The 24,091-nt window shown below is 52.8% G+C and carries 24 protein-coding genes; 14 read left to right on the top strand and 10 right to left on the bottom strand.

Annotated features, from left to right (window positions below):
• Window positions 1-86 precede the first annotated feature (86 nt).
• Window positions 87-1,115, top strand: a complete 1,029-nt coding sequence (gene galR, locus C2U53_RS14565; RefSeq protein WP_042999464.1) for an HTH-type transcriptional regulator GalR — start codon at window positions 87-89, stop codon at window positions 1,113-1,115.
• A 13-nt stretch (window positions 1,116-1,128) separates the two neighbouring features.
• Window positions 1,129-2,142 (top strand): LacI family DNA-binding transcriptional regulator, encoded by a 1,014-nt coding sequence (locus tag C2U53_RS14560; RefSeq protein ID WP_044254291.1) that lies wholly within the window; start codon window positions 1,129-1,131, stop codon window positions 2,140-2,142.
• A 105-nt stretch (window positions 2,143-2,247) separates the two neighbouring features.
• Here the strand turns inward: C2U53_RS14560 and lysA are convergent, their stop codons facing one another.
• Window positions 2,248-3,510 (bottom strand): diaminopimelate decarboxylase, encoded by a 1,263-nt coding sequence (lysA, locus tag C2U53_RS14555; protein ID WP_054176839.1) that lies wholly within the window; start codon window positions 3,508-3,510, stop codon window positions 2,248-2,250.
• 117 nt (window positions 3,511-3,627) lie between these two features.
• On the opposite strand from lysA, the gene C2U53_RS14550 reads away from it, so the two are divergent.
• On the top strand, window positions 3,628-4,563 hold the full coding sequence (locus C2U53_RS14550) for a LysR family transcriptional regulator (protein ID WP_042999462.1): 936 nt from the start codon (window positions 3,628-3,630) through the stop codon (window positions 4,561-4,563).
• Here the strand turns inward: C2U53_RS14550 and C2U53_RS14545 are convergent.
• A complete protein-coding gene (locus C2U53_RS14545) occupies window positions 4,550-5,242 on the bottom strand; it encodes an aspartate/glutamate racemase (RefSeq protein ID WP_044254171.1) in 693 nt (230 codons plus the stop codon). The genes C2U53_RS14550 and C2U53_RS14545 overlap by 14 nt on opposite strands.
• 138 nt (window positions 5,243-5,380) lie before the next feature.
• On the opposite strand from C2U53_RS14545, the gene C2U53_RS14540 reads away from it, so the two are divergent.
• Window positions 5,381-5,707 carry a cupin domain-containing protein gene (locus C2U53_RS14540; protein WP_042999460.1) on the top strand — a complete coding sequence of 109 codons (327 nt, stop codon included), beginning with the start codon at window positions 5,381-5,383 and terminating at the stop codon, window positions 5,705-5,707.
• A gap of 58 nt (window positions 5,708-5,765) precedes the next feature.
• Here C2U53_RS14540 and kduD read toward each other — a convergent pair whose 3' ends face one another.
• The 4 genes from kduD to C2U53_RS14520 all read right to left on the bottom strand — a co-directional run bounded on the left by kduD (window position 5,766) and on the right by C2U53_RS14520 (window position 9,974).
• A complete protein-coding gene (kduD, locus tag C2U53_RS14535; RefSeq protein WP_104446048.1) occupies window positions 5,766-6,527 on the bottom strand; it encodes a 2-dehydro-3-deoxy-D-gluconate 5-dehydrogenase KduD in 762 nt (253 codons plus the stop codon).
• A 55-nt stretch (window positions 6,528-6,582) separates the two neighbouring features.
• Window positions 6,583-7,419: a 5-dehydro-4-deoxy-D-glucuronate isomerase gene (gene kduI / locus C2U53_RS14530; protein WP_042288966.1), complete on the bottom strand. Its 837-nt coding sequence runs from the start codon at window positions 7,417-7,419 to the stop codon at window positions 6,583-6,585.
• 389 nt (window positions 7,420-7,808) lie between these two features.
• Window positions 7,809-8,987 carry an acetyl-CoA C-acetyltransferase gene (locus tag C2U53_RS14525; RefSeq protein WP_042999458.1) on the bottom strand — a complete coding sequence of 393 codons (1,179 nt, stop codon included), beginning with the start codon at window positions 8,985-8,987 and terminating at the stop codon, window positions 7,809-7,811.
• Window positions 8,988-9,098: 111 nt separating this feature from the next.
• A complete protein-coding gene (locus C2U53_RS14520) occupies window positions 9,099-9,974 on the bottom strand; it encodes a LysR family transcriptional regulator (RefSeq protein ID WP_044254164.1) in 876 nt (291 codons plus the stop codon).
• 101 nt (window positions 9,975-10,075) lie between these two features.
• Here C2U53_RS14520 and C2U53_RS14515 point away from each other — a divergent pair, with 101 nt between their 5' ends.
• Both C2U53_RS14515 and C2U53_RS14510 read left to right on the top strand, forming a co-directional pair.
• Entirely contained in the window at window positions 10,076-10,531 is a 456-nt protein-coding gene (locus C2U53_RS14515; RefSeq protein WP_042999456.1) for a multidrug/biocide efflux PACE transporter, read from the top strand.
• A gap of 141 nt (window positions 10,532-10,672) precedes the next feature.
• Window positions 10,673-11,902, top strand: a complete 1,230-nt coding sequence (locus tag C2U53_RS14510) for an amino acid permease (protein ID WP_044254163.1) — start codon at window positions 10,673-10,675, stop codon at window positions 11,900-11,902.
• Between the two features lie 29 nt (window positions 11,903-11,931).
• Here C2U53_RS14510 and C2U53_RS14505 read toward each other — a convergent pair whose 3' ends face one another.
• The 3 genes from C2U53_RS14505 to C2U53_RS14490 form a co-directional block, all read right to left on the bottom strand.
• On the bottom strand, window positions 11,932-12,402 hold the full coding sequence (locus C2U53_RS14505) for a hypothetical protein (protein ID WP_044254160.1): 471 nt from the start codon (window positions 12,400-12,402) through the stop codon (window positions 11,932-11,934).
• The gene (locus C2U53_RS14500; RefSeq protein ID WP_044254157.1) at window positions 12,389-13,183 is read right to left on the bottom strand and encodes a winged helix-turn-helix domain-containing protein; all 795 of its coding nucleotides are present in this window, start codon (window positions 13,181-13,183) and stop codon (window positions 12,389-12,391) included. Before C2U53_RS14500 ends, C2U53_RS14505 begins: the two co-directional genes overlap by 14 nt.
• Window positions 13,184-13,580: 397 nt before the next feature.
• Window positions 13,581-14,561 (bottom strand): IS5-like element ISKpn26 family transposase, encoded by a 981-nt coding sequence (locus C2U53_RS14490; RefSeq protein ID WP_000019445.1) that lies wholly within the window; start codon window positions 14,559-14,561, stop codon window positions 13,581-13,583.
• A 424-nt stretch (window positions 14,562-14,985) separates the two neighbouring features.
• On the opposite strand from C2U53_RS14490, the gene C2U53_RS14485 reads away from it, so the two are divergent.
• Together C2U53_RS14485 and C2U53_RS14480 are read left to right on the top strand one after the other, a co-directional pair.
• On the top strand, window positions 14,986-15,687 hold the full coding sequence (locus tag C2U53_RS14485) for a hypothetical protein (protein ID WP_043001830.1): 702 nt from the start codon (window positions 14,986-14,988) through the stop codon (window positions 15,685-15,687).
• A 20-nt stretch (window positions 15,688-15,707) separates the two neighbouring features.
• On the top strand, window positions 15,708-16,019 hold the full coding sequence (locus tag C2U53_RS14480) for a hypothetical protein (RefSeq protein WP_042999452.1): 312 nt from the start codon (window positions 15,708-15,710) through the stop codon (window positions 16,017-16,019).
• Window positions 16,020-16,046: 27 nt separating this feature from the next.
• Here the strand turns inward: C2U53_RS14480 and rcnR are convergent, their stop codons facing one another.
• Window positions 16,047-16,319: a Ni(II)/Co(II)-binding transcriptional repressor RcnR gene (rcnR, locus tag C2U53_RS14475; protein WP_042999451.1), complete on the bottom strand. Its 273-nt coding sequence runs from the start codon at window positions 16,317-16,319 to the stop codon at window positions 16,047-16,049.
• 120 nt (window positions 16,320-16,439) lie between these two features.
• Between rcnR and C2U53_RS14470 the strand changes: the two genes are divergently transcribed.
• The 6 genes from C2U53_RS14470 to C2U53_RS14445 all read left to right on the top strand — a co-directional run bounded on the left by C2U53_RS14470 (window position 16,440) and on the right by C2U53_RS14445 (window position 24,071).
• Window positions 16,440-17,324, top strand: a complete 885-nt coding sequence (locus C2U53_RS14470) for a nickel/cobalt efflux protein RcnA (protein WP_042999450.1) — start codon at window positions 16,440-16,442, stop codon at window positions 17,322-17,324.
• Between the two features lie 834 nt (window positions 17,325-18,158).
• Window positions 18,159-18,692: a fimbrial protein gene (locus tag C2U53_RS14465; RefSeq protein WP_043001829.1), complete on the top strand. Its 534-nt coding sequence runs from the start codon at window positions 18,159-18,161 to the stop codon at window positions 18,690-18,692.
• Window positions 18,693-18,744: 52 nt separating this feature from the next.
• Window positions 18,745-19,497 carry a fimbria/pilus periplasmic chaperone gene (locus C2U53_RS14460; protein WP_042999449.1) on the top strand — a complete coding sequence of 251 codons (753 nt, stop codon included), beginning with the start codon at window positions 18,745-18,747 and terminating at the stop codon, window positions 19,495-19,497.
• A complete protein-coding gene (locus tag C2U53_RS14455; protein WP_104446047.1) occupies window positions 19,478-22,033 on the top strand; it encodes a fimbrial outer membrane usher protein in 2,556 nt (851 codons plus the stop codon). The genes C2U53_RS14460 and C2U53_RS14455 overlap by 20 nt, the downstream gene beginning before the upstream one ends.
• A gap of 6 nt (window positions 22,034-22,039) precedes the next feature.
• Entirely contained in the window at window positions 22,040-23,380 is a 1,341-nt protein-coding gene (gene stbD / locus C2U53_RS14450) for a fimbrial usher protein StbD (protein WP_104446046.1), read from the top strand.
• Window positions 23,346-24,071, top strand: a complete 726-nt coding sequence (locus tag C2U53_RS14445) for a fimbria/pilus periplasmic chaperone (protein WP_051642307.1) — start codon at window positions 23,346-23,348, stop codon at window positions 24,069-24,071. Before stbD ends, C2U53_RS14445 begins: the two co-directional genes overlap by 35 nt.
• Window positions 24,072-24,091 lie beyond the last annotated feature (20 nt).

Genomic DNA, 24,091 nt, shown 5'->3' with positions numbered 1-24,091 from the left:
CGTCGCAACAGGCAATCTGCTTGAACCAGCAGCCGTTTTCCGTAACACTGACAGAATGTAAGCGTTTACCCACAATAGGTACTGTCATGGCGACCATAAAGGATGTAGCCCGACTGGCTGGTGTATCAGTCGCCACCGTTTCCCGCGTCATCAATGATTCCCCCAAAGCCAGCGAGGCGTCGCGCCTGGCGGTGGCCAGTGCGATGGAGTCGCTCAGCTACCATCCCAATGCGAATGCGCGCGCGCTCGCGCAGCAGTCCACCGAAACGATTGGTCTGGTGGTTGGTGATGTTTCTGACCCTTTTTTCGGCGCGATGGTGAAAGCCGTCGAGCAGGTCTCCTATAACACCGGCAATTTTTTACTGATTGGCAACGGCTACCATAATGAAAAAAAAGAGCGTCAGGCAATCGAGCAGCTTATTCGTCACCGCTGCGCGGCGCTCGTCGTTCACGCCAAGATGATCCCGGATGCCGACCTGGCATCATTAATGAAGCAAATGCCCGGCATGGTGCTAATCAACCGGATCCTGCCCGGTTTTGAACAGCGCTGTGTGGCGCTGGATGACCGCTACGGCGCCTGGCTGGCGACCCGTCATCTGATCCAACAGGGCCACACGCGCATTGGCTACCTTTGCTCGAATCACTCTATTTCGGATGCGGAAGATCGTCTCAAAGGCTATTACGATGCTCTGGAAGAGAGCCATCTCCCGGTCAACGATCGCCTTGTGACGTTTGGCGAACCGGACGAAAGCGGCGGTGAGCAGGCGATGACCGAACTGTTAGGCCGCGGCAGAAACTTCACCGCGGTGGCCTGTTATAACGACTCCATGGCCGCTGGCGCGATGGGCGTGCTAAATGATAATGGTGTGGACGTCCCGGCAGAGATCTCGCTGATAGGCTTTGATGACGTGCTGGTTTCGCGCTACGTTCGTCCGCGCCTGACTACCGTGCGTTATCCTGTCGTGACAATGGCGACACAGGCCGCAGAACTGGCGCTCGCGCTGGCGGAAAAGCGCCCGCTACCGGATGTCACCCATGTTTTCAGCCCTACCCTGGTTCGTCGCCATTCCGTGACGACGCCAGCGGAGCCGGGCAATGCGTCATCAAACGAGTAATCAGGATCGCGTCATGATAACAATGCTGGATGTTTCCCGTCGTGCCGGTGTCTCGAAAGCCACCGTTTCTCGTGTGCTGAACGGCACCGGTCAGGTCAAAGAAAGTACTCGTCAGAAAGTGTTTAAGGCGATGCAGGCGCTGGATTATCGTCCGAACTTTCTGGCCCGCTCGCTGGCGAACCGAACCAGCAACAGCATTGGGCTGGTTGTGTCGACCTTTGATGGCTTCTACTTTGGCCGCCTGCTACAGCAGGCCTCGCGGCAGACTGAATCTCACGGCAAGCAGTTGATTGTGACCGATGGTCACGATACGCCGGAGCGCGAACAAGAAGCGGTGCAGATGCTGGCCGATCGACAGTGCGACGCCATCATTCTCTACACCCGTTACATGAGCGAAAAAGCGATCCTCGCGCTGGCGGATTCGATCACGATGCCGTTGATTATCATTAACCGCGATGTCAGCCTGGCCCGCGAACGCGCCATCTTTTTTGAACAGGAAGACGCGGCATTTCAGGCGGTGGATTACCTGATTTCGCAAGGACATCGCGAGATAGCCTGTATTACCGTACCGGGACACACCCCGACCGGGAAGTCGCGTCTGATGGGCTATCGCAAGGCACTGGAAAAAAACGGTATCGACTGGGATCCGGCGAAGGTGAAATATGGTGATTCCAGCATGACGCGCGGCTATGACGCCTGTAATGAACTGTTGCAGGAAGGGGTAACGTTCAGCGCCCTGTTTGCCTGTAACGACGACATGGCGCTGGGTGCGTCGAAAGCCCTGCACCAGGCCGGGCTTAACATTCCGCAGGATGTGTCGCTGTTTGGGTTTGACGATGCGCCGAGTGCAAAATGGCTTGAACCGGGATTGTCGACGGTTTATCTCCCCATCGACACGATGATCACCACAGCCATCGATCAGGCGATCCGCATGGTCAATGGCGAAGAAATTGAACCGATCCCGCCCTTTACCGGCACGCTGGTGTTGCGTGATTCGGTCACCACCGGGCCGTATTTTAAGGCATAAATCGTAACGCTATCTGCGCGACGCAAGGCCTGATGGCACTTCGCTTATCAGGCCTGCAGACGACGGTAACTCCGCAGCTCGGATAAGCCGCCGCCCGACAAGAAATCAAAACACTTCCAGCGCCAACAGCTCTTCAATGGTCTGGCGACGGCGAATCAGTCGCGCCTGACCGTTGTCAAATAATACTTCCGGCAGCAGCGGACGGCTATTGTAGTTCGACGACATTGAGGCGCCGTAGGCGCCGGTATCATGCAACACCAGATAATCGCCCGGCACCACCGCTGGCAGCGCGCGGGTTTCCACCTTGCCGCCCTCCTGCTGGGTAAAGACGTCGCCGGATTCACACAGCGGTCCTGCGACGACCGTGTCGACCCGCGGCGCGTTCTCCAGTGAACGACCATCCGCCGCCAGCGCGGTAATATGGTGATAACTGCCATACATTGCCGGGCGCATCAGATCGTTAAAGCCCGCATCCACCAGCACAAAATGACGACTGCCCATCTGCTTCACGCTGCGAACCTGAGTGACCAGCACGCCTGACTGAGCGACGAGAAAACGTCCTGGCTCAATTTCCAGCTTTACGTGATGCCCCAGATGACGGGCGATCTGCTCGCGCGCGGCATTCCACAGACCAAAGTAATGCCGGGTATCCACCGCCTCTTCGTCATCGTGATAAGGGATCGACAGACCGCCGCCGGCGGAGATCGCCTCCAGATCCTGGCCGAAATCCACCACCTGACGCACCATCGCGCCGCACACTTGCTCCAGATGACCATAGTCAACACCTGAACCTATATGCATGTGGATACCCACCAGATTCAGTTGATGGCGCTGCATCACCGCCAGCGCCTGCGGCAAATCGGTATGCCAGATACCGTGTTTGCTGTTTTCGCCGCCGGTATTGGTTTTCTGGCTGTGGCCGTGACCAAAGCCCGGATTAACGCGCAGCCAGACGCGATGGCCCGGAGAGACCTGTCCAAGCTGATCGAGCATATCAACGGAACCGGCGTTGACCGGAATGCGTAATTCGCTGACGCGGGCCAGGGTGGCGTTATCAATCACATCGGCAGTAAATACGATGTCATCCGGATGCGTTTGCGGATCATATCCCGCCGCCAGCGCACGCTCAATTTCGCCTAACGATACGGAGTCCACTTTAACGCCCTGTTCACGCATTAAGCGCAGAATATGAATATTGGAACAGGCCTTCTGCGCGAAGCGCACCACATCAAACTGTTGCAGTGCCGCAATCTGACGACGGATGATCTGCGCGTCGTAAACCCAGACCGGGCAACCAAATTCGGCTGGCAACCTGAGCAGGTTTTCTGCGGTGAGATCGGTATCGGTGCAATACAGTGAATGAGGCATAACAGGCTCCGGACATGACGTTTTTTATGATTACGCCACAGTACGAAGAGAATAAAAAATATCGTTTTATACCTACTCTATGCAAAAATGATATGGTTTTAATCCTGCGAGGTGATGATGGCTGCCGTTAACTTACGTCATATTGAAATCTTTCATGCGGTCATGACCGCCGGAAACCTGACCGAAGCCGCGCGGTTGCTGCATACGTCACAACCCACCGTCAGCCGTGAACTGGCGCGCTTTGAAAAAGTGCTGGGATTAACGTTGTTCGAACGTACGCGCGGTCGCCTGCATCCGACGGTTCAGGGGTTGCGTCTGTTCGAAGAAGTCCAGCGATCCTGGTACGGGCTGGACAGGATCGTCAGCGCAGCGGAAAGCCTGCGGGAGTTTCGCCAGGGGGAACTGTCGATAGTCTGCCTGCCGGTCTTTTCGCAGTCGCTGCTGCCCACGTTGATTCAGCCGTTTCTCGCCCGCTATCCGGACGTCAGCCTGAATATTGTCCCGCAGGAGTCACCGCTGCTTGAAGAGTGGCTTTCTGCCCAGCGCCACGATCTGGGGTTGACGGAAACACTGCACACGCCTGCTGGTACTGAACGTACGGAGCTCTTCTCGCTTGATGAAGTCTGCGTGCTGCCGCCGGGGCATCCGCTGGCGGAAAAGTCAGTATTAACGCCGCAGGATTTTCAGGGGGAGAACTACATCAGCCTGTCGCGCACGGACAGTTATCGGCAACTGCTGGACACCCTGTTTAATGAGCACGACGTTAAACGGCGGATGGTGGTGGAGACTCACAGCGCGGCGTCAGTGTGCGCCATGGTGCGCGCCGGAGCCGGTCTTTCGGTGGTAAACCCGTTCACCGCTCTGGATTATGCGGCGAGTGGCGTGGTGGTGCGCCGTTTCAGTATTTCCGTGCCGTTTACCGTCAGCCTGGTGCGTCCCATCCATCGACCCGCCTCCGCGCTGGTCGAGGCCTTCAGCCATCATCTGCAAACCCGCCATCACCTCCTGGTGACAGCGCTGGAGCAGATCCTCGGGCCGGTTACGACAGCATAAACGTCACGGCGTCTGCGGCATGGATCGCGGCGGTGTCAAACACCGGGATCGGGCTACGCTCCACCGGCACCAACAGACCAATCTCCGTGCAGCCAAAAATGACGCCCTCAGCCCCCTGTGCCGCCAGGGCTTCAATCACTTCCACATAGTACTGACGTGACGCTTCGGTAAACTGTCCGAGGCAAAGCTCATCAAAGATGACCTGGTTGATCGTCGCCCGCGCATCCGCATCGGGTATCAGGCACTCAATGGCAAACTGTTGTTCCAGGCGGCCGCGATAAAAATCCTGCTCCATAGTGTAACGCGTTCCCAACAGCGCAACCCGGCGCATTCCCTGTGCGGAGATGACGCGCCCGGTCGCATCAGCAATGTGTAAAAAAGGCAGCGAGCAGCGCGATTCAATGGCCTCCGCCACTTTGTGCATCGTGTTGGTACATAAGACGATCCCTTCCGCCCCCGCCTGCTGCAGCCCGATCGCGGCCTGCGCAAGAATGTCTCCGGCTTTATCCCACTCACCGCGACTCTGGCACGCTTCGATCTCGTGGAAGTCAACGCTGTGCAACAGCAGACTCGCAGAATGAAGCCCACCCAGTTGTTGTTTGATCCCTTCGTTAATTAACCGGTAGTACGGGATGGTCGATTCCCAACTCATCCCGCCCAACAAGCCGATCGTCTTCATTACCTGCTCCTTCATCAGTGATTTACAGCAGTGAAGCAAACTTGTGATCAAGTTTCCAGTTCATTTGATCTCCCATTTTCTTTGCCACGCACCTGAGTTAGCTTTAATGAAACATTGTTTCAAACAATAGGATCCCACATGTTTGTTTTCCATAACGAGACGACGCTTGACGATCTGGGTAATGGCGTCACTCGCCGTATCCTCGCGCATAACGGCAAACTGATGGCTGTCGAGGTTAACTTTGAGCAAGGGGCGATTGGCCCGCTGCATCACCATCCACATGAACAACTGACCTACGTGTTATCCGGTGAATTTGAATTTACTATCGGTGACGAGAAGCAGGTGGTACGCGCGGGGGATACGTTGTATAAGCAGCCAAATATTGTTCACGGCTGTGTCTGCCTGAAGCCGGGAACACTGCTGGATACCTTTACGCCGGTTCGCGAAGATTTTCTCAACGCCTGATTTCATCAATAAAAAAACCCTGCGCGAAGGCAGGGTTTTGTCAGCAAGCGGGCGCGAATTAACGTGCCAGCCAGCCACCGTCAACCGCCACGGTATAGCCGTTGATGTAATCAGATGCGCTGGAGGCCAGGAAGACCACCGGCCCCATCAGATCGCTCGGCAGACCCCAACGTCCTGCCGGGATACGGTCGAGGATTTCAGCGCTACGCTGCTCATCGGCGCGCAGTTGCTGGGTATTGTTGGTCGCCATGTAACCCGGTGCAATCGCGTTGACGTTGATGTTGTGCTTCGCCCACTCGTTCGCCATCAGACGGGTCACCCCCATTACGCCACTTTTGGAAGCGGTGTAAGACGGGACGCGGATACCGCCCTGGAAGGAGAGCATGGAGGCGATATTGATGATTTTGCCGCCGTTACCCTGTGCGATGAAGTGTTTGGCCGCCGCCTGAGACATAAAGAACACGCTCTTGATGTTCAGGTTCATCACGTCATCCCAGTCTTTTTCGCTGAAATTGATCGCGTCTTCGCGGCGGATCAGACCCGCGTTGTTGACCAGAATATCGATATGGCCGAACTCAGCAACCGCACGCTCCAGCAGTGCCGGGATCCCGTCGATCTGACGCAGATCGGCGGTCAGACTCAAAAAACGACGGCCCAGAGCGGTCACAAGCTCAATGGTTTCGGTCGGTTCAACGATGTTAATCCCGACGATATCACAGCCCGCTTCCGCCAGACCGAGCGCCATGCCCTGGCCCAGACCGGTATCACAACCGGTCACGACAGCGACTTTACCTTCGAGAGAGAATGCATTCAAAATCATTGTAAATCCTTAGTTTTTCATACCTGTCACGGACAGGCGTTATGAGCGCCCGCGACTAACGCAGATCTTTCACCGCAACGTGGTCCATATCATCAAAGACCTGGTTTTCACCGACCATGCCCCAGATGAAGGTATAGGCTTTGGTGCCCACCCCGGAATGGATCGACCAGCTTGGCGAAATGACGGCCTGCTCGTTATGCATAACGATATGACGCGTTTCCTGAGGCTGCCCCATCATATGGAAGACACAGGTGTCTTCTTCCATATTGAAATAGAAGTACACTTCCATACGGCGTTCATGGGTGTGGCACGGCATGGTGTTCCACAGGTTGCCCGGTGCCAGTTCGGTAAGGCCCATACTCAGTTGGCAGGTTTCCAGTACATCCGGCACGAAATATTTATTGATGGTGCGACGGTTGCTGGTGAGATTGTCACCTAATGTCACAGGCGCGACATCAGCAGGCGTCACTTTTTTGGTGGGATACGTGGTATGCGCCGGTGCGCAGTTATAATAAAACTTGGCTGGCGTTGCGCTATCGACGCTGGCGAAAACCACTTCTTTCGCCCCTTTGCCAACATACAGCGCATCGCGGTGGCCGATCTCATAGCATTGACCGTCGACGGTGATAGTGCCCGCGCCGCCGATGTTGATCACACCCAGTTCTCGACGTTCCAGAAAATAGGTTACGCCAAGCTGTTTACCGACTTCACCGCCAACGGAGACCGTTTTTGCCACCGGCATAATGCCACCGACGATGATGCGGTCAATGTGGCTGTAAACCATCGTGTATTCGTCAGCCACGAACACTTTCTCAACCAAAAACTCCTTGCGTAGCCCCTGGGTATCCAGTGTTTTGGCGTGCGCGCTGTGAATACTTTGTCTTACGTCCACATTTACCTCCAGTGATGTACTGAGCGGGAATCCCTCAACGGAGAGCGAAACGCTGTTCCGTTTTACGTTATGCACCCATGATAGTCTTCCGGGGATCCGTTTTCAATTACAAATAAAACATCGTTTCACTTTTTCTGCATCTTATTATCAAAAGTGTAATTCCGATCACGATCGATTCATTCTGTGATTAAGAGCAGGAGGAAAATGGTATAGAAAAACAAGGAAATAGGCGTTACCCCTGAGTTTTCGACGCCCTGACTTGCGGGTAAACGGCTGTCAGTTCATTCGCTTAACGCGAAAATCAGAAGGAAGGAGAAACAAAACGCAGCCATGCCGCCACGATTATCGTGCGGCATAACGGGGGGAGTGAAGAGGAGAAAAAAGAGTCGTTAATCGCGCTCAATGGCTAACGCCACGCCTTGCCCGCCGCCAATGCACAGCGTTGCCAGACCTTTGCGGGCATTACGTTTGACCATTTCGTGAACCAGAGAAACCAGAATACGACAGCCGGAAGCGCCAATCGGGTGGCCAAGGGCAATCGCGCCGCCGTTGACGTTCACCCGTCGCTCGTCCCATTCCAGCATTTTGCCGACCGAAAGCGCCTGGGCGGCAAACGCCTCATTTGCTTCAATGAGATCCACATCGGCCAGTTGCCAGCCGACCCGCTCCAGACAACGGCGAGTGGCATACACGGGGGCGATCCCCATCAACGCAGGATCCACGCCGACGCTGGCAAAGGCGCGGATGCGCGCCAGCACAGGCAGGTTCAACTCCAGCGCTTTGGACTCGCTCATCATCATTACCGCTGCCGCGCCATCATTTATAGAAGAGGCATTGCCGGCGGTTACCGACCCCTGCAGTTCAAACGCCGGATCCAGACGCGCCAGGCCTTCTGCGCTGGCATCCGTACGCGGCTGCTCATCGGTATCAATGATCACGGTTTGCCCATTACGCTGGGTGGTGACCGGGACGATTTCCGCTTTAAAGCGACCAGCATCGATGGCCGCGCGTGCCTTTTGCTGTGAACTGAGCGCATACGCATCCTGCAGTTCCCGGCTGATGCCATATTCACGCGCCAGATTCTCTGCGGTCACACCCATATGATAATCATTGAAGGCATCCCACAGGCCGTCGTGTACCAGGCTGTCGACGAGCTGGCTGTTGCCCAGTTGCGCGCCGGTTCGGCTGTCGGTGAGTACATGTGGCGCACGGCTCATGTTCTCTTGCCCACCGGCAATCACAATATCCGCTTCACCGCACTGGATCGCCTGCGTGGCAAGATGCAGCGCTTTCAGCCCCGAGCCGCAGACGTCGTTAATGGTGATAGCAGAAACCGTGTTCGGTAATCCCCCTTTGATCGCTGACTGACGCGCCGGGTTTTGTCCCGCCCCCGCCGTCAACACCTGTCCGAGGATCACTTCATCAACGGCATGCGCATTCACGCCGCTGCCTTCAATCAACGCTTTGACCACCATACTGCCCAGTTCAACGGCAGAATGACGCGCCAGCGTCCCCTGAAAACAACCAATTGGCGTACGCAACGCCCCGACGATCACCACCTCTTTCATTACGACCTCAGCGCAAAATAACACCGCAATAGTAGAGGATTGTTAAAAATAGTTATCCTGATTGTTTAAGAAAGGTGAGTTTTATCACAAAGGAAATCGTTATCACGCCTCTCAGCCCGGGACACTGCCTTGCTGTAAATGGTATCTCAGCCAACTCCCTGCCACACCGGGCGGGGATTTTTTGTTCCAGAGCAGATCGATGGCGATCGCTTTCGGCCATCCCGGGACAGCCAGTTGCACCAGCGGTTTTTCCGCCGCGAACTCCTCCACCAGTGCACACGGAAGCGCGCACCAGCCAAACCCCTGTACCGCCATACTCAACAACAACAAATAGTTCGGCGCAGACCAGACCGGGCCGCGGGCAAGCTGGGCACCATGGTCGATATAGGTGTTAAGGCGCAATTCACGCCAGGTATGCAGTTGATCCCATTGCAGTTTCTTCTCTTTCGCCAGCGGATGGGACGCGGCAACGTAAAGTCCCATCCACGTTTGCATCGGCAAGCGCGTCGCACCGATATCGGTGGGATAGTGGTCTCTGGCTTCAATCAAACCAACCTGCGCCCGCTCTTTTTGCAGCAGATCGATAACGTCCACATCCTCACCAATCAGACATTCAAATTCGGTATGTGGAAACTGGCGATCAAACTGCACCATCAGTTCCTCCAGCACGTCGGGGTGTAACGTGTCGGAGAGCACAAACGTCAGACGCGCTTCGGTTTCGCCAGCCAGCGAAAGCGCCACCTCATCGAGACGTTCGCTGGCCGACAGAATCGCCTGAACGTAACCAAGTACTTTCTTGCCTTCTTCCGTTAGCACCGGCTGACGCGAAGAGCGGTCAAAAAGCGAAACGCCAAGATCGGCTTCAAGGTGAGCGATCGCCGTGCTAATGGTGGACTGACTTTTCCGCAGTCTGCGTGCCGCCGCCGAGAACGAGCCACAGGAAACGGTCTCGACAAATGCGGTTAAGGCTTCAGGTGAGTAACGCATGAACTATCTACTTTATCGATGGATACTATCTTTTAGATATCACATAAAACGATAAAATTCCCCCTATTCCGTTATCCGGGCGTTTTCAAGAAAGGTAAGTTATGCAACACAATGCAGTTCAACGTCGTTCATTACTGGAGCGTGTCTTTCACGCCGTCTGTTTTGAAGGGATCGCTACGGCGATCCTGGCTCCCACCACGGCCTGGTTGATGCAACGATCGGTGCTGGAAATGGGCGGACTGACGATCCTGCTGGCGACCACGGCGATGATCTGGAACATCATCTACAACGCGCTGTTTGACCGTTTCTGGCCTTCACATCTGGTGAAACGAACAGCGAAAGTGCGCGCGTTTCACGCGCTGGGGTTTGAAAGCGGCTTTATCGTCATCGGCGTGAGTATCGTGGCGTATGTGTTGAACGTTAGTCTGATACAGGCCTTTACGCTGGAGATCGGCTTCTTCCTGTTCTTCCTGCCCTACACCATGTTCTATAACTGGGCTTATGACACGTTGCGCGTACGCGTCGTGAAGCGTCGCGAACCGCGCGTGACTGCCTGATAACTCACACTTTTGCCGGAATCCACGCGGTTCCGGCAAAACCTGTTGCCCCCCTTCTCCCGTTCAGATCTCACGCCCACCCGCTCATTTATGGTAAATTGCGCTTCTTTTTGTTTATTTTATAGTTGATACGTTCAAGAAATGTCGAAAATTTGGTCAAAAGAAGAGACGCTCTGGAGCTTTGCGTTATATGGAACTGCCGTGGGCGCAGGAACCCTGTTTCTCCCCATCCAGCTTGGCTCCGCGGGCGCGATTGTCCTGTTTGTCACCGCTCTGGTCGCCTGGCCTCTCACATACTGGCCGCATAAAGCGTTATGTCAGTTCATTCTCTCGTCGAAAACCTCTGCGGGAGAAGGGATCACCGGTGCAGTGACGCACTATTACGGTAAGAAGATCGGCAGCCTGATTACTACGCTGTACTTTATTGCCTTTTTCGTGGTGGTTCTGATTTATGCCGTCGCCATCACCAACTCCCTGACAGAACAGCTCGCCCGCTATCTTGAGATTAGCCTCGGCATCCGCATGGGAGTCAGCCTTGGCGTGGTATTGATCCTGAACCTGATTTTCCTGATGGGCCGCCATGCGACCATACGAGTGATGGGCTTTTTGGTGTTCCCGCTGATCGCTTACTTCCTGTTTCTCTCGCTATATCTGACCGGCAGTTGGCAACCCTCTTTGCTTACCGGACAAATGGCGTTCGATCAGCACACGCTGCATCAGGTATGGATATCAATTCCGGTGATGGTTTTTGCTTTTAGCCATACGCCTATTATCTCTACGTTTGCCATCGACAGACGTGAGAAATATGGTGAGCTGGCCATGGGTAAATGCAAAAAAATCATGAAGGTAGCGTATCTTATCATCTGCTTAAGCGTGCTGTTCTTCGTCTTTAGCTGCCTGCTGTCGATTCCGACATCGTACATCGAAGCCGCTAAAAATGAAGGTGTCACCATTCTTTCGGCCTTATCCATGATGCCTGCCGCCCCGGCGTGGCTCTCGATTTCAGGTATCATCGTCGCCGTGGTGGCGATGTCGAAATCCTTTCTCGGCACCTACTTTGGCGTCATCGAAGGGGCAACCGAGGTGGTCAAAACTGGTCTGCAACAGGTTGGGGTGAAGAAAAGCCGGGCCTTTAACCGCGCCCTGTCGATCATGATGGTATCGACCATCACCTTTATTATCTGCTGCATCAATCCGAATGCGATCTCGATGATTTACGCCATCAGCGGGCCGCTCATTGCCATGATTTTGTTCATTATGCCGACCCTGTCGACATACCTGATCCCGGCGTTAAAACCGCACCGCTCGTTCGGCAATCTGGTCACCCTGATTGTCGGCCTGCTGTGCGTGTCCGTGATGTTCCTTGGCTAATACTGGCGTAAACGGCTCGTCCGGGCCGTTTACTCACTACTACGGCATAATAACGAAGGGGCGCCAACCGTCGTAAAGGCCCACCCTTCCCGATAGCGTTTAATCGATAGCGAGAAAGAAGCGCGCTCAGTGAGATAAAGCGCAGGCAACGAACGGTATCCTTTGTTCACCTCTAAATTGTCGCTCGGAAACCGCACGAGGTTATTGGTGCTGATAATATAGTTGTCACGAACCTTATAATAGGTGAAATACACAATCCGGCTAATTTTAAACTTTTTATTTTGCGGCGTATGCAAATCACCGGTAATGGTGACGATCCCCTGATTATTTTGCATTTGATAGGCTACATCCCCCCGAAACTCCTCATTATTAATTTCCCATACCACACGCCCCTCGCAATCAATATTATTTTTGCTTTTATGTGCATACCAGAACCCCACACCGGCCAGGGTTACTATTACCACTAATACAATGAAGATAACTATTTTAGTTTTTATCATTAATTGAATACCAGGTCGTACATTTTGTTAGAGGATGTTCCCTTATATCCAACTGACAAGCAATTGCCGCAATATTTTTCGCGCTGCTCATTCCTGAGAGATAGACATAGTTATGATTCTGACAGATATCCGGGTGTCTCGTCAGGAATACCGTATAGCGAGTATTAAAGGTACTTTTGCTTTTCATTAACAGGGTACAGGATGAAAAGGAGACAGAGTCAACAATGGCATAGGAAGAGAACAGCGATTCGGCCGTCGGATATAAAAAGCCAAAAGAAACGCTGACACCGATCAGCAATGCCGACAGTAAAATAGCCCCCATCTTTAGTGTTGTTCTTGAAGGCCGTAATTTAAGCGCTACCGCTGTCAGAGCAGGCCATACAGGCTCCTCCGTGCTCTCGCTCTCTTCCACATTTTCAACCGATTCCGTCTCCGTACGTTGAATCTCTGCGGTGATCATCATACCCCGCCGGGCGACGGTTCTAATCAGGTCGCGCGGCAACCCAACCTCCGATAATGCATTTCTGAGCATGAGCACCGTCTGATATAACGTATTGACAGAGGTGATAGTGTTTTTATCACCCCAACCAATCTTTACGAGCTGGGCTTGCGGAATAACAACCCCACAATTTGTAAGGAGATATAAAAGAATGAAACTCGCAGGGTTTTGAAGAATGACAGTTTTTTGGGTATTTTTATTCGTCAGACTTCTGTCACCCGGGTGAAAGTCAACCAGGTTATTAATTGTGTATACTGTAGTGTGTGTGTACTTCTCAAACACTGTGTGCGTTCTCGCATTTACATGATGAATGTCATGCTACAAAAATCTTATACAGAGATCACTAAATATATAATAGATATGTCTGGGCGCTCATAACCTACAAACAAAAATTCTTATAAATCAATACACTTCAATCTGAAAAAGATCAGGTGTTCTTAATTAAGACCATTTTAGGTGCGTTATCACTCAGCACTCATTATTATAGTTTCACGTTTAAAAAGCGGACAAACAGATAAATAGCATTACTTAAGGAAGGTGCGAATAAGCAGGTCATTTCTTCCCAAGCTGACTCGCTGATTAAAATTTCGCGGATCTGGGCCGATTTTTTTCCCGCAAACACATCGAATCAGCCTATTTAGGCTATTTTTTCCACCATTTCTGGCGTTATTTCCGGTTTTTACTGAGATCTCTCCCACTGACGTATCATTTGGTCCACCCGAAACAGGTTGGCCAGGGTGAATAACATCGCCAGTTGGTTATCGTTTTTCAGCAGCCCCTTGTATCTGGCTTTCACGAAGCCGAACTGCCGCTTGATGATGCGAAACGGGTGCTCCACCCTGGCACGGATGCTGGCTTTCATGTATTCGATGTTGATGGCCGTTTTGTTCTTGCGCGGATGCTGCTTCAAGGTTTTTACCTTGCCGGGACGCTCGGCGATCAGCCAGTCCACATCCACCTCGGCCAGCTCCTCGCGCTGTGGCGCTCCTTGGTAGCCGGCATCGGCTGAGACAAATTGCTCCTCTCCATGAAGCAGATTACCCAGCTGATTGAGGTCATGCTCGTTGGCCGCGGTGGTGACTAGGCTGTGGGTCAGGCCACTCTTGGCATCGACACCAATGTGGGCCTTCATGCCAAAGTGCCACTGATTGCCTTTCTTGGTCTGATGCATCTCCGGATCGCGTTGCTGCTCTTTGTTCTTGGTAGAGCTGGGTGCCTCAATGATGGTGGCATCCACCAAAGTGCCTTGGGTCATCATGACGCCTGCTTCGGCCAGCCAGCGATTGATGGTCTTGAACAATTGACGGGCCAGTTGATGCTGCTCGAGCAGGTGGCGGAAATTCATGATGGTGGTGCGATCCGGCAGGGCGCTATCCAGGGATAATCGGGCAAACAGGCGCATGGAGGCGATTTCGTACAGAGCATCTTCCATGGCACCGTCGCTCAGGTTGTACCAATGCTGCATGCAGTGAATACGCAGCATGGTCTCCAGCGGATAGGGCCGTCGGCCATTGCCCGCCTTGGGATAAAACGGCTCGATGACAGCGGTCATATTCTGCCATGGCAGAATCTGCTCCATGCGGGAGAGGAAAATCTCTTTTCGGGTCTGACGGCGCTTAGTGCTGAATTCACTATCGGCGAAGGTGAGTTGATGGCTCATGATGTCCCTCTGGGATGCGCTCCGGATGAATATGATGATCTCATATCAGGAACTTGTTCGCACCTTCCTTAATAAAAGACAATAGCATTGTTACAATTTTTTCAGAGAATTTAACATAAGATCAACTTTTTGCCATTAATGCCATTTAGCGATAAAACTTAAACATTTTTGCAATATAGATTTTCCTGGTGGTTGTTACAAAATTCCTGGAGGCTTTTTTTCATGCTTCCTCAACGGAACAATGACCCCGCCAGAAACCTGAATTGATACAGAGGTAAACCCCTTAAAAAATTCGTGATTAAGAATAATAGCAATAAATAAAATTTCGGATTTCCTCTCTATCAAAGTTGCATTTTGTAGAGTATTGACATGTTTTAAAACGGATGAAATTATGAAATCATCTACGGATAGGGAGGCTCTCAATATGGGGCTGGACGTTAAATTAAAGAATTTGACATGCAGCAGTTGTACCTTGCATTGTAAAATAATGCCCGAAAAATCACCCCGCTTACAGTATTGCGCCAATGCCTGTTTTTGCATGTGGCCAGAAGAAAGCATTTATTTTAATAAAGGGGTCATTGAAGGTATTTTAAATCACAATCACAACGCCAGACTTAGTGGTTATATTTTTGTGGATTTCTCTATTAGCTTTTTACGCCTGTTTTTGGATAAAGAGTGGATAGAATATCTCGCAAGCACCCGCATGGGCATTATTTTGATCAGCGATCGCAACATGCAGTCGCTCGCCAACTACTGGCGCAAAAATCATCCTGCTGTTTCCGCTATCATTTACCATGATGACGGACTGGATGTCGCCAATGAGAAGATCAGGCAGGTGTTTATCGGACGGCATTTGTCGTTCACCAAGGGGAATACGTTGACGCAGATGGAGTTCACCATTCTGGGCCACATGGTTGCAGGCAGTAATCCGCACCAGATCGCTCAACTGTTGAACATGGATATCCGCAGCATCTACGCCTACAAGCAACGAATTGAAAAAAGAATGGGTGGACGAATCAATTCGTTGTTTATTCACTCTCATGCGGTTTCTGGCGATAAGTCGTCTTATCCGCTGTTGCTCAAAGAGATGGATGGTACAGCAGTGCATTTGCAAAGACGCAGATGAGTCCGACAACAGGGAACGAAATGGACAAGGATTATAAAGTGGGATACTACGAAGAAGAAACGCGCGCGCTGAGTGCAGTACTGTTATCACTGTTTACGGCCCGTGCCGAGATAGCTTTCGGTGAGCTGGAGTGCTCTCTGCAAAAACTCGCCTTCCCGCCTGCTGTTCGCAGGTTGTGTGAAGAGGCGTTGCAAAGTCATAGTGAAGACGAAGCCGATCGGACGAATGCCCGGGCAGTTTGCTGCCTGCTGCATGCACTGGAATCGATCAGTGGCTATAAGCACGTTGAGCGCTATATCGCCCAGCGGAATCAGGCGGTCGTATATTGCTAAGACACCGAGTCGGGACAGCGTTCCCGACTATTTTATATAGGAGTCCAGAACTTTCAGTACCACGTCAAGATCTTCTTCCCGCTTTTCTTCATCACTCTGATGGACGATATGCTCGGTCAGATGCCCTTTAATCACTTCTCGCATTAAACCATTCACGGCTCCGCGTATTGCGGCGATCTGTTGCAACACAGCGGCGCACTCATGGGGTTCATCGAGCATTTTTTTCAGCGCAACCACCTGCCCCTGAATTTTGCTGGTTCGGGCTTTAAGCTTCTGTTTATCCCGGATTGTGTGTGACATCGCAACACCTCCTTAACATAAAACGTGGTGAATTATAGCATTACGCATCTACTGGGGGGTAGTATTTAGTACTGGGGGGGAGTAGAATCGGGCAAAGACAAGCAACTAAGAATCATTATCATGGGTGAATTTTCAACACTTCTTCAGCAAGGTAACGCGTGGTTTTTCATTCCCAGCGCGATTCTTCTCGGCGTGCTGCATGGACTGGAACCCGGTCACTCGAAAACGATGATGGCAGCATTTATCATCGCCATTAAAGGAACCATTAAGCAGGCGGTGATGCTGGGACTGGCGGCAACGCTCTCCCATACCGCCGTGGTCTGGCTGATCGCCCTCGGTGGCATGTACATCAGTCGGGCGTTTACCGCAGAATCTGTGGAGCCCTGGCTGCAACTGATTTCCGCGTTTATTATTCTGGGCACCGCAACCTGGATGTTCTGGCGGACATGGCAGGGTGAGCGAAACTGGCTCACCGCCACGCAGCATGATCACCACCATGACCACCATGATCATGCGCATCACGATCATCATGACCACCACGAACACCACGAACACCACGATCACGACCATCATCATGACCACTGCGATCTGGCGGGACTGACTGAGGGGTCGAAAGCATATCAGGATGCCCATGAACGCGCGCATGCCAGCGATATTCAACGCCGCTTTCACGACAAAGAGGTGACCAATGGGCAAATCTTATTGTTCGGTCTGACCGGCGGACTGATCCCCTGTCCAGCCGCGATTACCGTACTGCTGATTTGTATCCAGTTAAAGGCCTTCACGCTCGGCGCAACAATGGTGCTCGGCTTTAGCCTGGGGCTGGCGATTACGCTGGTGGCCGTCGGCGTGGGCGCAGCAGTCAGCGTCCATCAGGTCGCTAAACGCTGGAGTGGATTCAATGCACTGGCAAGAAAAGCGCCTTATTTTTCCAGCCTGCTGATCGGTCTGGTCGGTCTGTATATGGGAATTCATGGCTACATGGGGATTGTTCACACCTCCTGAACACATATTTCTGACGCACAGCGCCTGCCGCTGTGCTCACTTCCCTTTCCAAAAAACCATCCATTTAGTTGCAAGTTGCAACTATTTGCTCGATAAATATTTCCTTGCATCACCATAAGGCACACCACGTTGGGCTGAAAATCCATTGTCAGTGACCATTTTCAGGGCTGGTTCTTCCTGTTTATTGCGATGAAAATGAGGAAAGCATCTCAATATCAATTACAGAGCAAAAATTTTTTTCCCATTTTTTGATGTCAAACAACCCGCAATTATTGGAACCCATCTTACTTAGCTTCCAAAAGAAGACAGGTAATCACATAAAATTCTTATCCCGGCATAGCATCATAAAAATGGTTAGCACGGTTAATCATTCATTTTTCCTTATGCATTAAATGTGAATTATCTTAACCTGGCAATCAATTAAGTCGTAATACGTTTTACGTCCGGCTCAACACTTCAATATTAATCATCTAATAATCTAAAATTCCTAAAGAAGTTACAACCGATCTATTTCCAGATTTCAATAGACCCAACCTATCACGAGTATTCCATCTGTTCGTTTTAAACGATTTTCCTCTCCAGGAATTTTCCGGCTAATATCCTCACAGACAAATTAATTTATTCATTCGGGTGAAATGAATCTCGCCACGAGAATAAAATCATGGTGTTGAAGATATTCTCAGCGCAAAAAAACTCACCTTTAAGAAAATTACCAATAATTTTATTTTGTCTTCATTCCCGCACAGAGCCATCACGATAAATGTCCCTGCGCATGGAAGAACCCTGACTCACAGGGTAAATCAACACGACTGATAAAAAATGGAGTTTTATATTATGACCTTAAATCGTGCCTTCCTTTCGGCGCTGATGGCTTCTGCGCTTTTTTCCACGAATGCACTGGCCTCTGACAATACCATTACGTTTATGGGCGAAGTGAGTGATGAGACCTGTTCAATATCGGTAAACGGCTCTGATGCTTCTCCGGTGGTATTACTGCCGACCGTGACGGCTACCGAACTGAATGCCAATCAGGTGGCTGGCGCAACGACATTTGATGTCGGTGTGAGCAACTGTACCGGCTCGTCTTCTGGCGTGCAGATCTCGACGGTCTTCGTGGGTAACAACATCAGTTCTGCTACCGGAAACCTTGGCAGCACAGGTTCTGCGACGAATGTAGAGATCCAAATTCTCGATACCAGTGATGCCGAAATTGATTTCCGCAGCGCCTTTACCGGCACCGGCGACCTCTCTCTCGCGGCTAACCAGACCTCAGCGAGCGCGACCTATAAAGCCCAGTATTACAGCGCCGGCGCGGCCACGACCGGTACAGTACTGGCTTCACTGCAATACGCCGTTTCTTATCAGTAAACGTCGTTCTGGCGGGAATGTACTCCCGCCATCCACATTCAGGGAAAATACTATGCGAACCTCTCATCGTCATCGCACGCTTATTTCAGGCTGCCTGTTTCTTTTTTTAGTCGCATGCTGTAGCCATGCCAATGCCAGTATTACGATGACAGGAACGCGTATCATTTATAATGGTGCGGTGAAATCGACTGATGTGCATCTAAAAAATAAAGATGCCATTCCTTATGTTGTCCAGAGCTGGTTCGATAACGGTAATATGGCCGATGGCCCGGAAAAGTCTGCGCAGGTTCCGTTTATTGCCACGCCTCCGGCATTTCGCATTCAGCCAGGCGAAGGACAAATCATTCGTATTGTTTACACTCAAGGAAAAAAATTACCACAGGACCGGGAGTCACTGGTCTATTTTAATTTCATGCAAATTCCTCCCGCCAATGCCGGACAATCAGCGAGCCAAACCGAAAAACAAAATAGCCTGCTGATTATGTTGCGCAATCGGGTCAAACTTTTTTATCGCCCGGCAGGACTGGTCGGCGATCCGCAAAAAATGCTGGAGAATCTGCAAGTCAAACGGATTAACAGAAATAAAGAACTGGCGATAAGTATTAAGAACAATCAGCCTTATTTCGTTACGGTCGCGGCCCTGCAACCTGGCGGGTCGTCGCAAATCCAGCACCCTAAAAATGACATGATCTCGCCTTTTGCCAGCGAAACGTTTCACTTTCCGCGAACCGCTGACGCGCAGCGCGTACGCATTACCTTGATCAACGATCAGGGAGCACGCATCAGTGCCGACTATCCGCTGTAACACCGTCGTCGCGCCCCTGATCGGCCTGGCGTTAGTTCCGGCGACGGCCTGCGCGGAATACTACTTTGACCCGGCGCTTTTGCAGGGTTCTGATTTTGGTAAGTCACTGGATCTGGATCGTTTTAATCAGCGGGACCACGCCCTTCCGACAGGCGACTATGTGCTCGACGTATATCTTAACAACCAGTTGATTCGTCGCCAAGCATCGATCGCCCTGGTCAAACCCAAAGGCGACAAAACTGATGTGCAACCCTGCCTGTCACCGGAACTGATTGCCCTCAGCGCCATACGTACGACGCAAAATGTAACCCCTAACATCTGTCTGCCGATCGACGCTCTGGGCCCGAAAATCAACTGGGAGGTGGATTTAAGCTCGCTGCGCCTGAACATGGTGGTTCCCCAGGCGGGGCTGTTACATTCGCCACGAGGATTCATCCCGGTCTCCGAATGGGACGCCGGGGAAACCGCGCTGTTTCTGCGCCACAATACCAACTTTTACCACACCGAAAACACAGACAGCCATCTGCGCTATGACTATCTGTGGAGCAACATCAATGCTGGCTTCAACCTTGGCCTGTGGCAGGTTCGCCATCAGGGCAACCTGCGCTACGCCGATGACAATCAGACGGGAAGACACTACAAATACAATGCGGTTGCCACCTCGGTACAACGGCCTTTGCCGCAACTGGACAGCATCATTGCCTTCGGCGACAACTACACCAACAGCAGTCTGTTTGGCAATCTCTCATTCAATGGCGTCAAGCTCAGCACTGACCAACGCATGTGGCCACAGGGTAAACGAGGCTATGCCCCGGAAGTGCGCGGCGTCGCCACCACGACGGCCCGTGTGGTTGTACGCCAGCAGGGAAAAGTGATTTACGAAACTACCGTCGCGCCCGGCGCCTTCGTGATTAACGATCTGTACAACACCCGCGGCCAGGGCGATCTGACTGTGGATGTCGTTGAAGCAAACGGACAAGTTTCGCGCTTCACCGTCCCCTATTCCGCCGTACCGGACTCGATTCGTCCCGGTAACTGGAATTACGAACTGGCGATGGGCTACGTTCGTCAGTACTACAGCGTAGAAAATAAGTTTATTGAAGGTGTACTGCAGCGCGGGATGAGCAACGTGCTGACGGCCAACATGGGTTCACGACTGGCAGATAATTATCAGGCCTTCCTCGCCGGCGGCGTGCTGGCAACCTCCGTCGGCGCATTCGGTTTGAACACGGTTTTTTCCAGCGCTCATGTAGAAAATAACGAAAAACAACAAGGCTGGCGCGTCGAGGCAAGCTACAGTAAAACCTTCACCACCGGCACCAACCTGGTCCTCGCGGCCTATCGCTATTCCACCAGCGGCTATCGCGATCTGCAGGACGTACTCGGCGTACGTCGCCAGGAGAAAAACGGCACCCTCTACTACTCTGATACGCTCAATCAGCGGAACAACTTCTCGGCGACCGTCAGCCAGCCGATGGGCGACTGGGGCATGCTGAGCTTTACCGGCAGCACCTCGGATTACTATAACAATGCCTCACGCATCACCCAGTTGCAGCTCGGTTACAGTAATAGCTGGCGTGACATCAGCTTCAATATCAGCGCCGCACGCCAGCGGAGTACCTACTCCAGCCGCTACTTCAACAGCGTCAACGATCGCGATTTTGATAACGAAAACCAGCGAAAATACACGGAAAACACCGTATCGCTAGGGATTTCGATTCCATTCGACTTTGGTTCCAGCCGCTCGCAAATCAACTTCGACATGAACCGCAGTCGCGACAGCCGGACGGCCACGGTCGGGATGAGCGGGACGACGGGTGAAAAGAGTTCTACCTCGTGGGCGCTCTACAGCGGCATTGAGCACAACAACGACAGTGGCGACAGCTCGACCTGGGGCGGAAATATTGAACATCGCACCTCCGTCGGCGCCTTCCGCGCTTATGCCTCCCGGGGCGACAGTTATCAGCAGTATGGACTGGGGATGTCCGGTACGCTGGTCGCCCATCGCGGTGGGATTACCGCCGGTCCGTATACCAGCGACACCTTCGCACTGGTGGAGGCTCCCGGTGCACGCGGAGCCAAGATTCGTAATGGACAGGGCGCGACGGTGGACCGTTTCGGCTACGCGATCCTCCCGTCATTAACGCCCTACCGCTATAACACCATTAGTCTCGACAGCCAGAATATGGCCGATGACGTCGAACTTCAGGGCGGCAGCAAGCGGCTGGTCCCCTATGCGGGCGCAATTTCTCGCGTAACGTTCAAGACCACTCACGGGAAAGCAACGTTGATTAACACCACTCTGCCCGATAGCAGCCAGCCACCGATGGGCGCGGACGTCACGGACAGCAATGGCGAAGCCGTGGGCATCATGGGCCAGGGTGGGCAAATCTACGCCCGACTCGCCGCTCAGTCCGGCGTGCTGTTCGTTAAGTGGGGTAAAACCGCCGCCCAGCAGTGCCAGGTCTGGTATCAATTGCCAACGACGCGCGACGCGCCGCTGTACCAACTTACGCTACCTTGTCGCCAGGAGTGATGGCTGATGAAATTATCCTCTTTTTTCCCGCTGCTGTTAGTTGGCGTCGTACTGGCACAGCCGGCATGGTCTGCCTGTAAAAGGGTAACCTCTGCCAACGATCTGTCTCAGACAGCGAAAGATGCCGGTTACATCGGCGCCAGCTGGGGAGGCGTTGGCGATAGCGAAGTAAAAGGCAAACTGGGGTTGCCTGGCGTTATCACCTTAAGCAGCGGCACCGGATTTCAAACGGAAGGCACACTGCTCGCCAGTTCGACGGCCAGCTTTGTGCCTAATGGTCGCACCCAGGGCGTCAACGCCAATCAGATCTATTTTCGCTGCGACGTCGCCGAAATCGGCAAGGTGTATGAGTATTACGCCACCAACGGCGATGATGCCTGGGGCGGCAGAGAAGCGGTTGCCGGGATTGAAGGCGCTTACTACACCTACGTCAAAAACGTGGCGCTCAGACTGACGAACCTGAAAACCGGGCAATACTATTCGCGCTACTGGCAAACACGCCTCATCCCTGAAAGCGAGATGTTCAATGACGGGACCTACATTTACATCCCGGGCAGCGCCTTCAGCGATGTTTTCGTTGAGCTGTTTCGGGTTGATGACGCATCAAAAGGGGTGAACGGTTCAAACCGCTATGGTTATACCTACGCCGGGCCGGCTGGCTATATCGCCTTCCACGGCGGCGGCATGAGCTCCGGGCTGTTTGACGGTGCTGACAGCAGAACCAACTACGACGGCTGGGGCGCCATGCAGTGGCCTGGCGGCTGGACGCTCACCAGCCAGAGTTACTTTGTGCGCGGCGCCGCCTGTCGAATCGATGACTATCCCGCTATTGTTCGTCTGCCGCCGATCAGCGTCGGTGAGCTGAGCGGCGGCGGCACAGCGCAGACCCCGTTTAATATTACCGTCGAATGCGAAACCGGCGCGATTTCCGGCACCGCGGTCTCGACAACCAGCAAAGCGAACGTGGCGATGGGTTTTCTGGTGAATAATCAGACGGCGGCGAATGCGGCAAATCAGTTAGGGCTTAAGACCGGATCGGGAGCCTGGACCTGGCTGCTCGATAACCACTATGGCGTCAGCGGCGTGGCGTCCGGCGTGGGCATTCGCATCTACAGCGAAAAACTGGGCGGTAGCGCTATCAACCTGCTGCCAAATCTGACGTCAACCGCCACGGGCAACGCTGGAGGATGGTACGGCTATGCCGATTTAACCAGTAAAACTTCAACAAGCAGTTCGACCGAATTGTATAACGGGGAATTCACCGCCTCGCTGGAAGCCATTCCAGGCGAAGCCATAACAGCAGGATCGGTTTATGCACAACTTCAGGTGGTGGTTAGTTTTCAGTAGCGCGTTGCTGTTGAACGTTCTGCCGTTCTCCGCTCATGCGGTGGTGAATAGCGAAGTGACCCGGGTAATTTTTAATGCTGGTGACAAAAGCGCTTCGCTGGCGCTGATCAATTCCCCGCAGCAGCCAGCCCTGGTTCAGATCTGGACCGATACGGGTAATCCCTCGAGCCAGCCCAATGAGGAGACCACGCCCGTCATCGTACTACCGCCGGTATTTAAAATGCAGCCCGGCGAACTGCGCAGCATTACGCTGCAACTGACCGACACCTCGGTACTGCCGCGCGATCGCGAAGCGCTTTACTGGCTGAACGTGTATCAGATCCCGCCCATGACGCAGACCGACGCCCAGGTGGCGCAGAAAGTGGTTCTGCCGTTACGCATCCGTATGAAGGTGTTCATTCGCCCGAAAGGCGTCGGTGCGCTTAAGGAAAGCGATGCGGAGAAGCTGCACGTGATATACGCCGGGGCGCAAAATCAGTTGCAGTTAACCAACCCCACCCCGTGGCATATCACGCTGGCCGGAATAAGCTGTGAGTCCGGCAGTGCAAGCGGCATCATGATTGCGCCGCTGACGACGGTATCGGTCCCGCTACAGGGACAAGGAGCACCATGTTCATCGGTCCGCTATGACATCATTAACGACCAGGGTACCCTGTGGCATTACAATAAAGCCGTCTCGCGTCTCCCGTAGCGGACGGCTTACGCACCTTG

This window comes from Citrobacter sp. CFNIH10, assembly GCF_002934585.1.
Taxonomy (GTDB): Bacteria; Pseudomonadota; Gammaproteobacteria; order Enterobacterales; family Enterobacteriaceae; genus Citrobacter_A; species Citrobacter_A amalonaticus.
This window is presented reverse-complemented; position numbering and strand designations above follow the sequence as displayed.

Excerpts from the sequence above, each read along its gene's own strand:
- galR (WP_042999464.1), top strand. The coding sequence starts at position 87 with ATGGCGACCATAAAGGATGTAGCCCGACTGGCTGGTGTATCAGTCGCC.
- C2U53_RS14560 (WP_044254291.1), top strand. The coding sequence starts at position 1,129 with ATGATAACAATGCTGGATGTTTCCCGTCGTGCCGGTGTCTCGAAAGCC.
- lysA (WP_054176839.1), bottom strand. The coding sequence starts at position 3,510 with ATGCCTCATTCACTGTATTGCACCGATACCGATCTCACCGCAGAAAAC.
- C2U53_RS14550 (WP_042999462.1), top strand. The coding sequence starts at position 3,628 with ATGGCTGCCGTTAACTTACGTCATATTGAAATCTTTCATGCGGTCATG.
- C2U53_RS14545 (WP_044254171.1), bottom strand. The coding sequence starts at position 5,242 with ATGAAGACGATCGGCTTGTTGGGCGGGATGAGTTGGGAATCGACCATC.
- C2U53_RS14540 (WP_042999460.1), top strand. The coding sequence starts at position 5,381 with ATGTTTGTTTTCCATAACGAGACGACGCTTGACGATCTGGGTAATGGC.
- kduD (WP_104446048.1), bottom strand. The coding sequence starts at position 6,527 with ATGATTTTGAATGCATTCTCTCTCGAAGGTAAAGTCGCTGTCGTGACC.
- C2U53_RS14525 (WP_042999458.1), bottom strand. The coding sequence starts at position 8,987 with ATGAAAGAGGTGGTGATCGTCGGGGCGTTGCGTACGCCAATTGGTTGT.
- C2U53_RS14520 (WP_044254164.1), bottom strand. The coding sequence starts at position 9,974 with ATGCGTTACTCACCTGAAGCCTTAACCGCATTTGTCGAGACCGTTTCC.
- C2U53_RS14515 (WP_042999456.1), top strand. The coding sequence starts at position 10,076 with ATGCAACACAATGCAGTTCAACGTCGTTCATTACTGGAGCGTGTCTTT.
- C2U53_RS14510 (WP_044254163.1), top strand. The coding sequence starts at position 10,673 with ATGTCGAAAATTTGGTCAAAAGAAGAGACGCTCTGGAGCTTTGCGTTA.
- C2U53_RS14505 (WP_044254160.1), bottom strand. The coding sequence starts at position 12,402 with ATGATAAAAACTAAAATAGTTATCTTCATTGTATTAGTGGTAATAGTA.
- C2U53_RS14490 (WP_000019445.1), bottom strand. The coding sequence starts at position 14,561 with ATGAGCCATCAACTCACCTTCGCCGATAGTGAATTCAGCACTAAGCGC.
- C2U53_RS14485 (WP_043001830.1), top strand. The coding sequence starts at position 14,986 with ATGGGGCTGGACGTTAAATTAAAGAATTTGACATGCAGCAGTTGTACC.
- C2U53_RS14480 (WP_042999452.1), top strand. The coding sequence starts at position 15,708 with ATGGACAAGGATTATAAAGTGGGATACTACGAAGAAGAAACGCGCGCG.
- rcnR (WP_042999451.1), bottom strand. The coding sequence starts at position 16,319 with ATGTCACACACAATCCGGGATAAACAGAAGCTTAAAGCCCGAACCAGC.
- C2U53_RS14470 (WP_042999450.1), top strand. The coding sequence starts at position 16,440 with ATGGGTGAATTTTCAACACTTCTTCAGCAAGGTAACGCGTGGTTTTTC.
- C2U53_RS14465 (WP_043001829.1), top strand. The coding sequence starts at position 18,159 with ATGACCTTAAATCGTGCCTTCCTTTCGGCGCTGATGGCTTCTGCGCTT.
- C2U53_RS14460 (WP_042999449.1), top strand. The coding sequence starts at position 18,745 with ATGCGAACCTCTCATCGTCATCGCACGCTTATTTCAGGCTGCCTGTTT.
- stbD (WP_104446046.1), top strand. The coding sequence starts at position 22,040 with ATGAAATTATCCTCTTTTTTCCCGCTGCTGTTAGTTGGCGTCGTACTG.
- C2U53_RS14445 (WP_051642307.1), top strand. The coding sequence starts at position 23,346 with ATGCACAACTTCAGGTGGTGGTTAGTTTTCAGTAGCGCGTTGCTGTTG.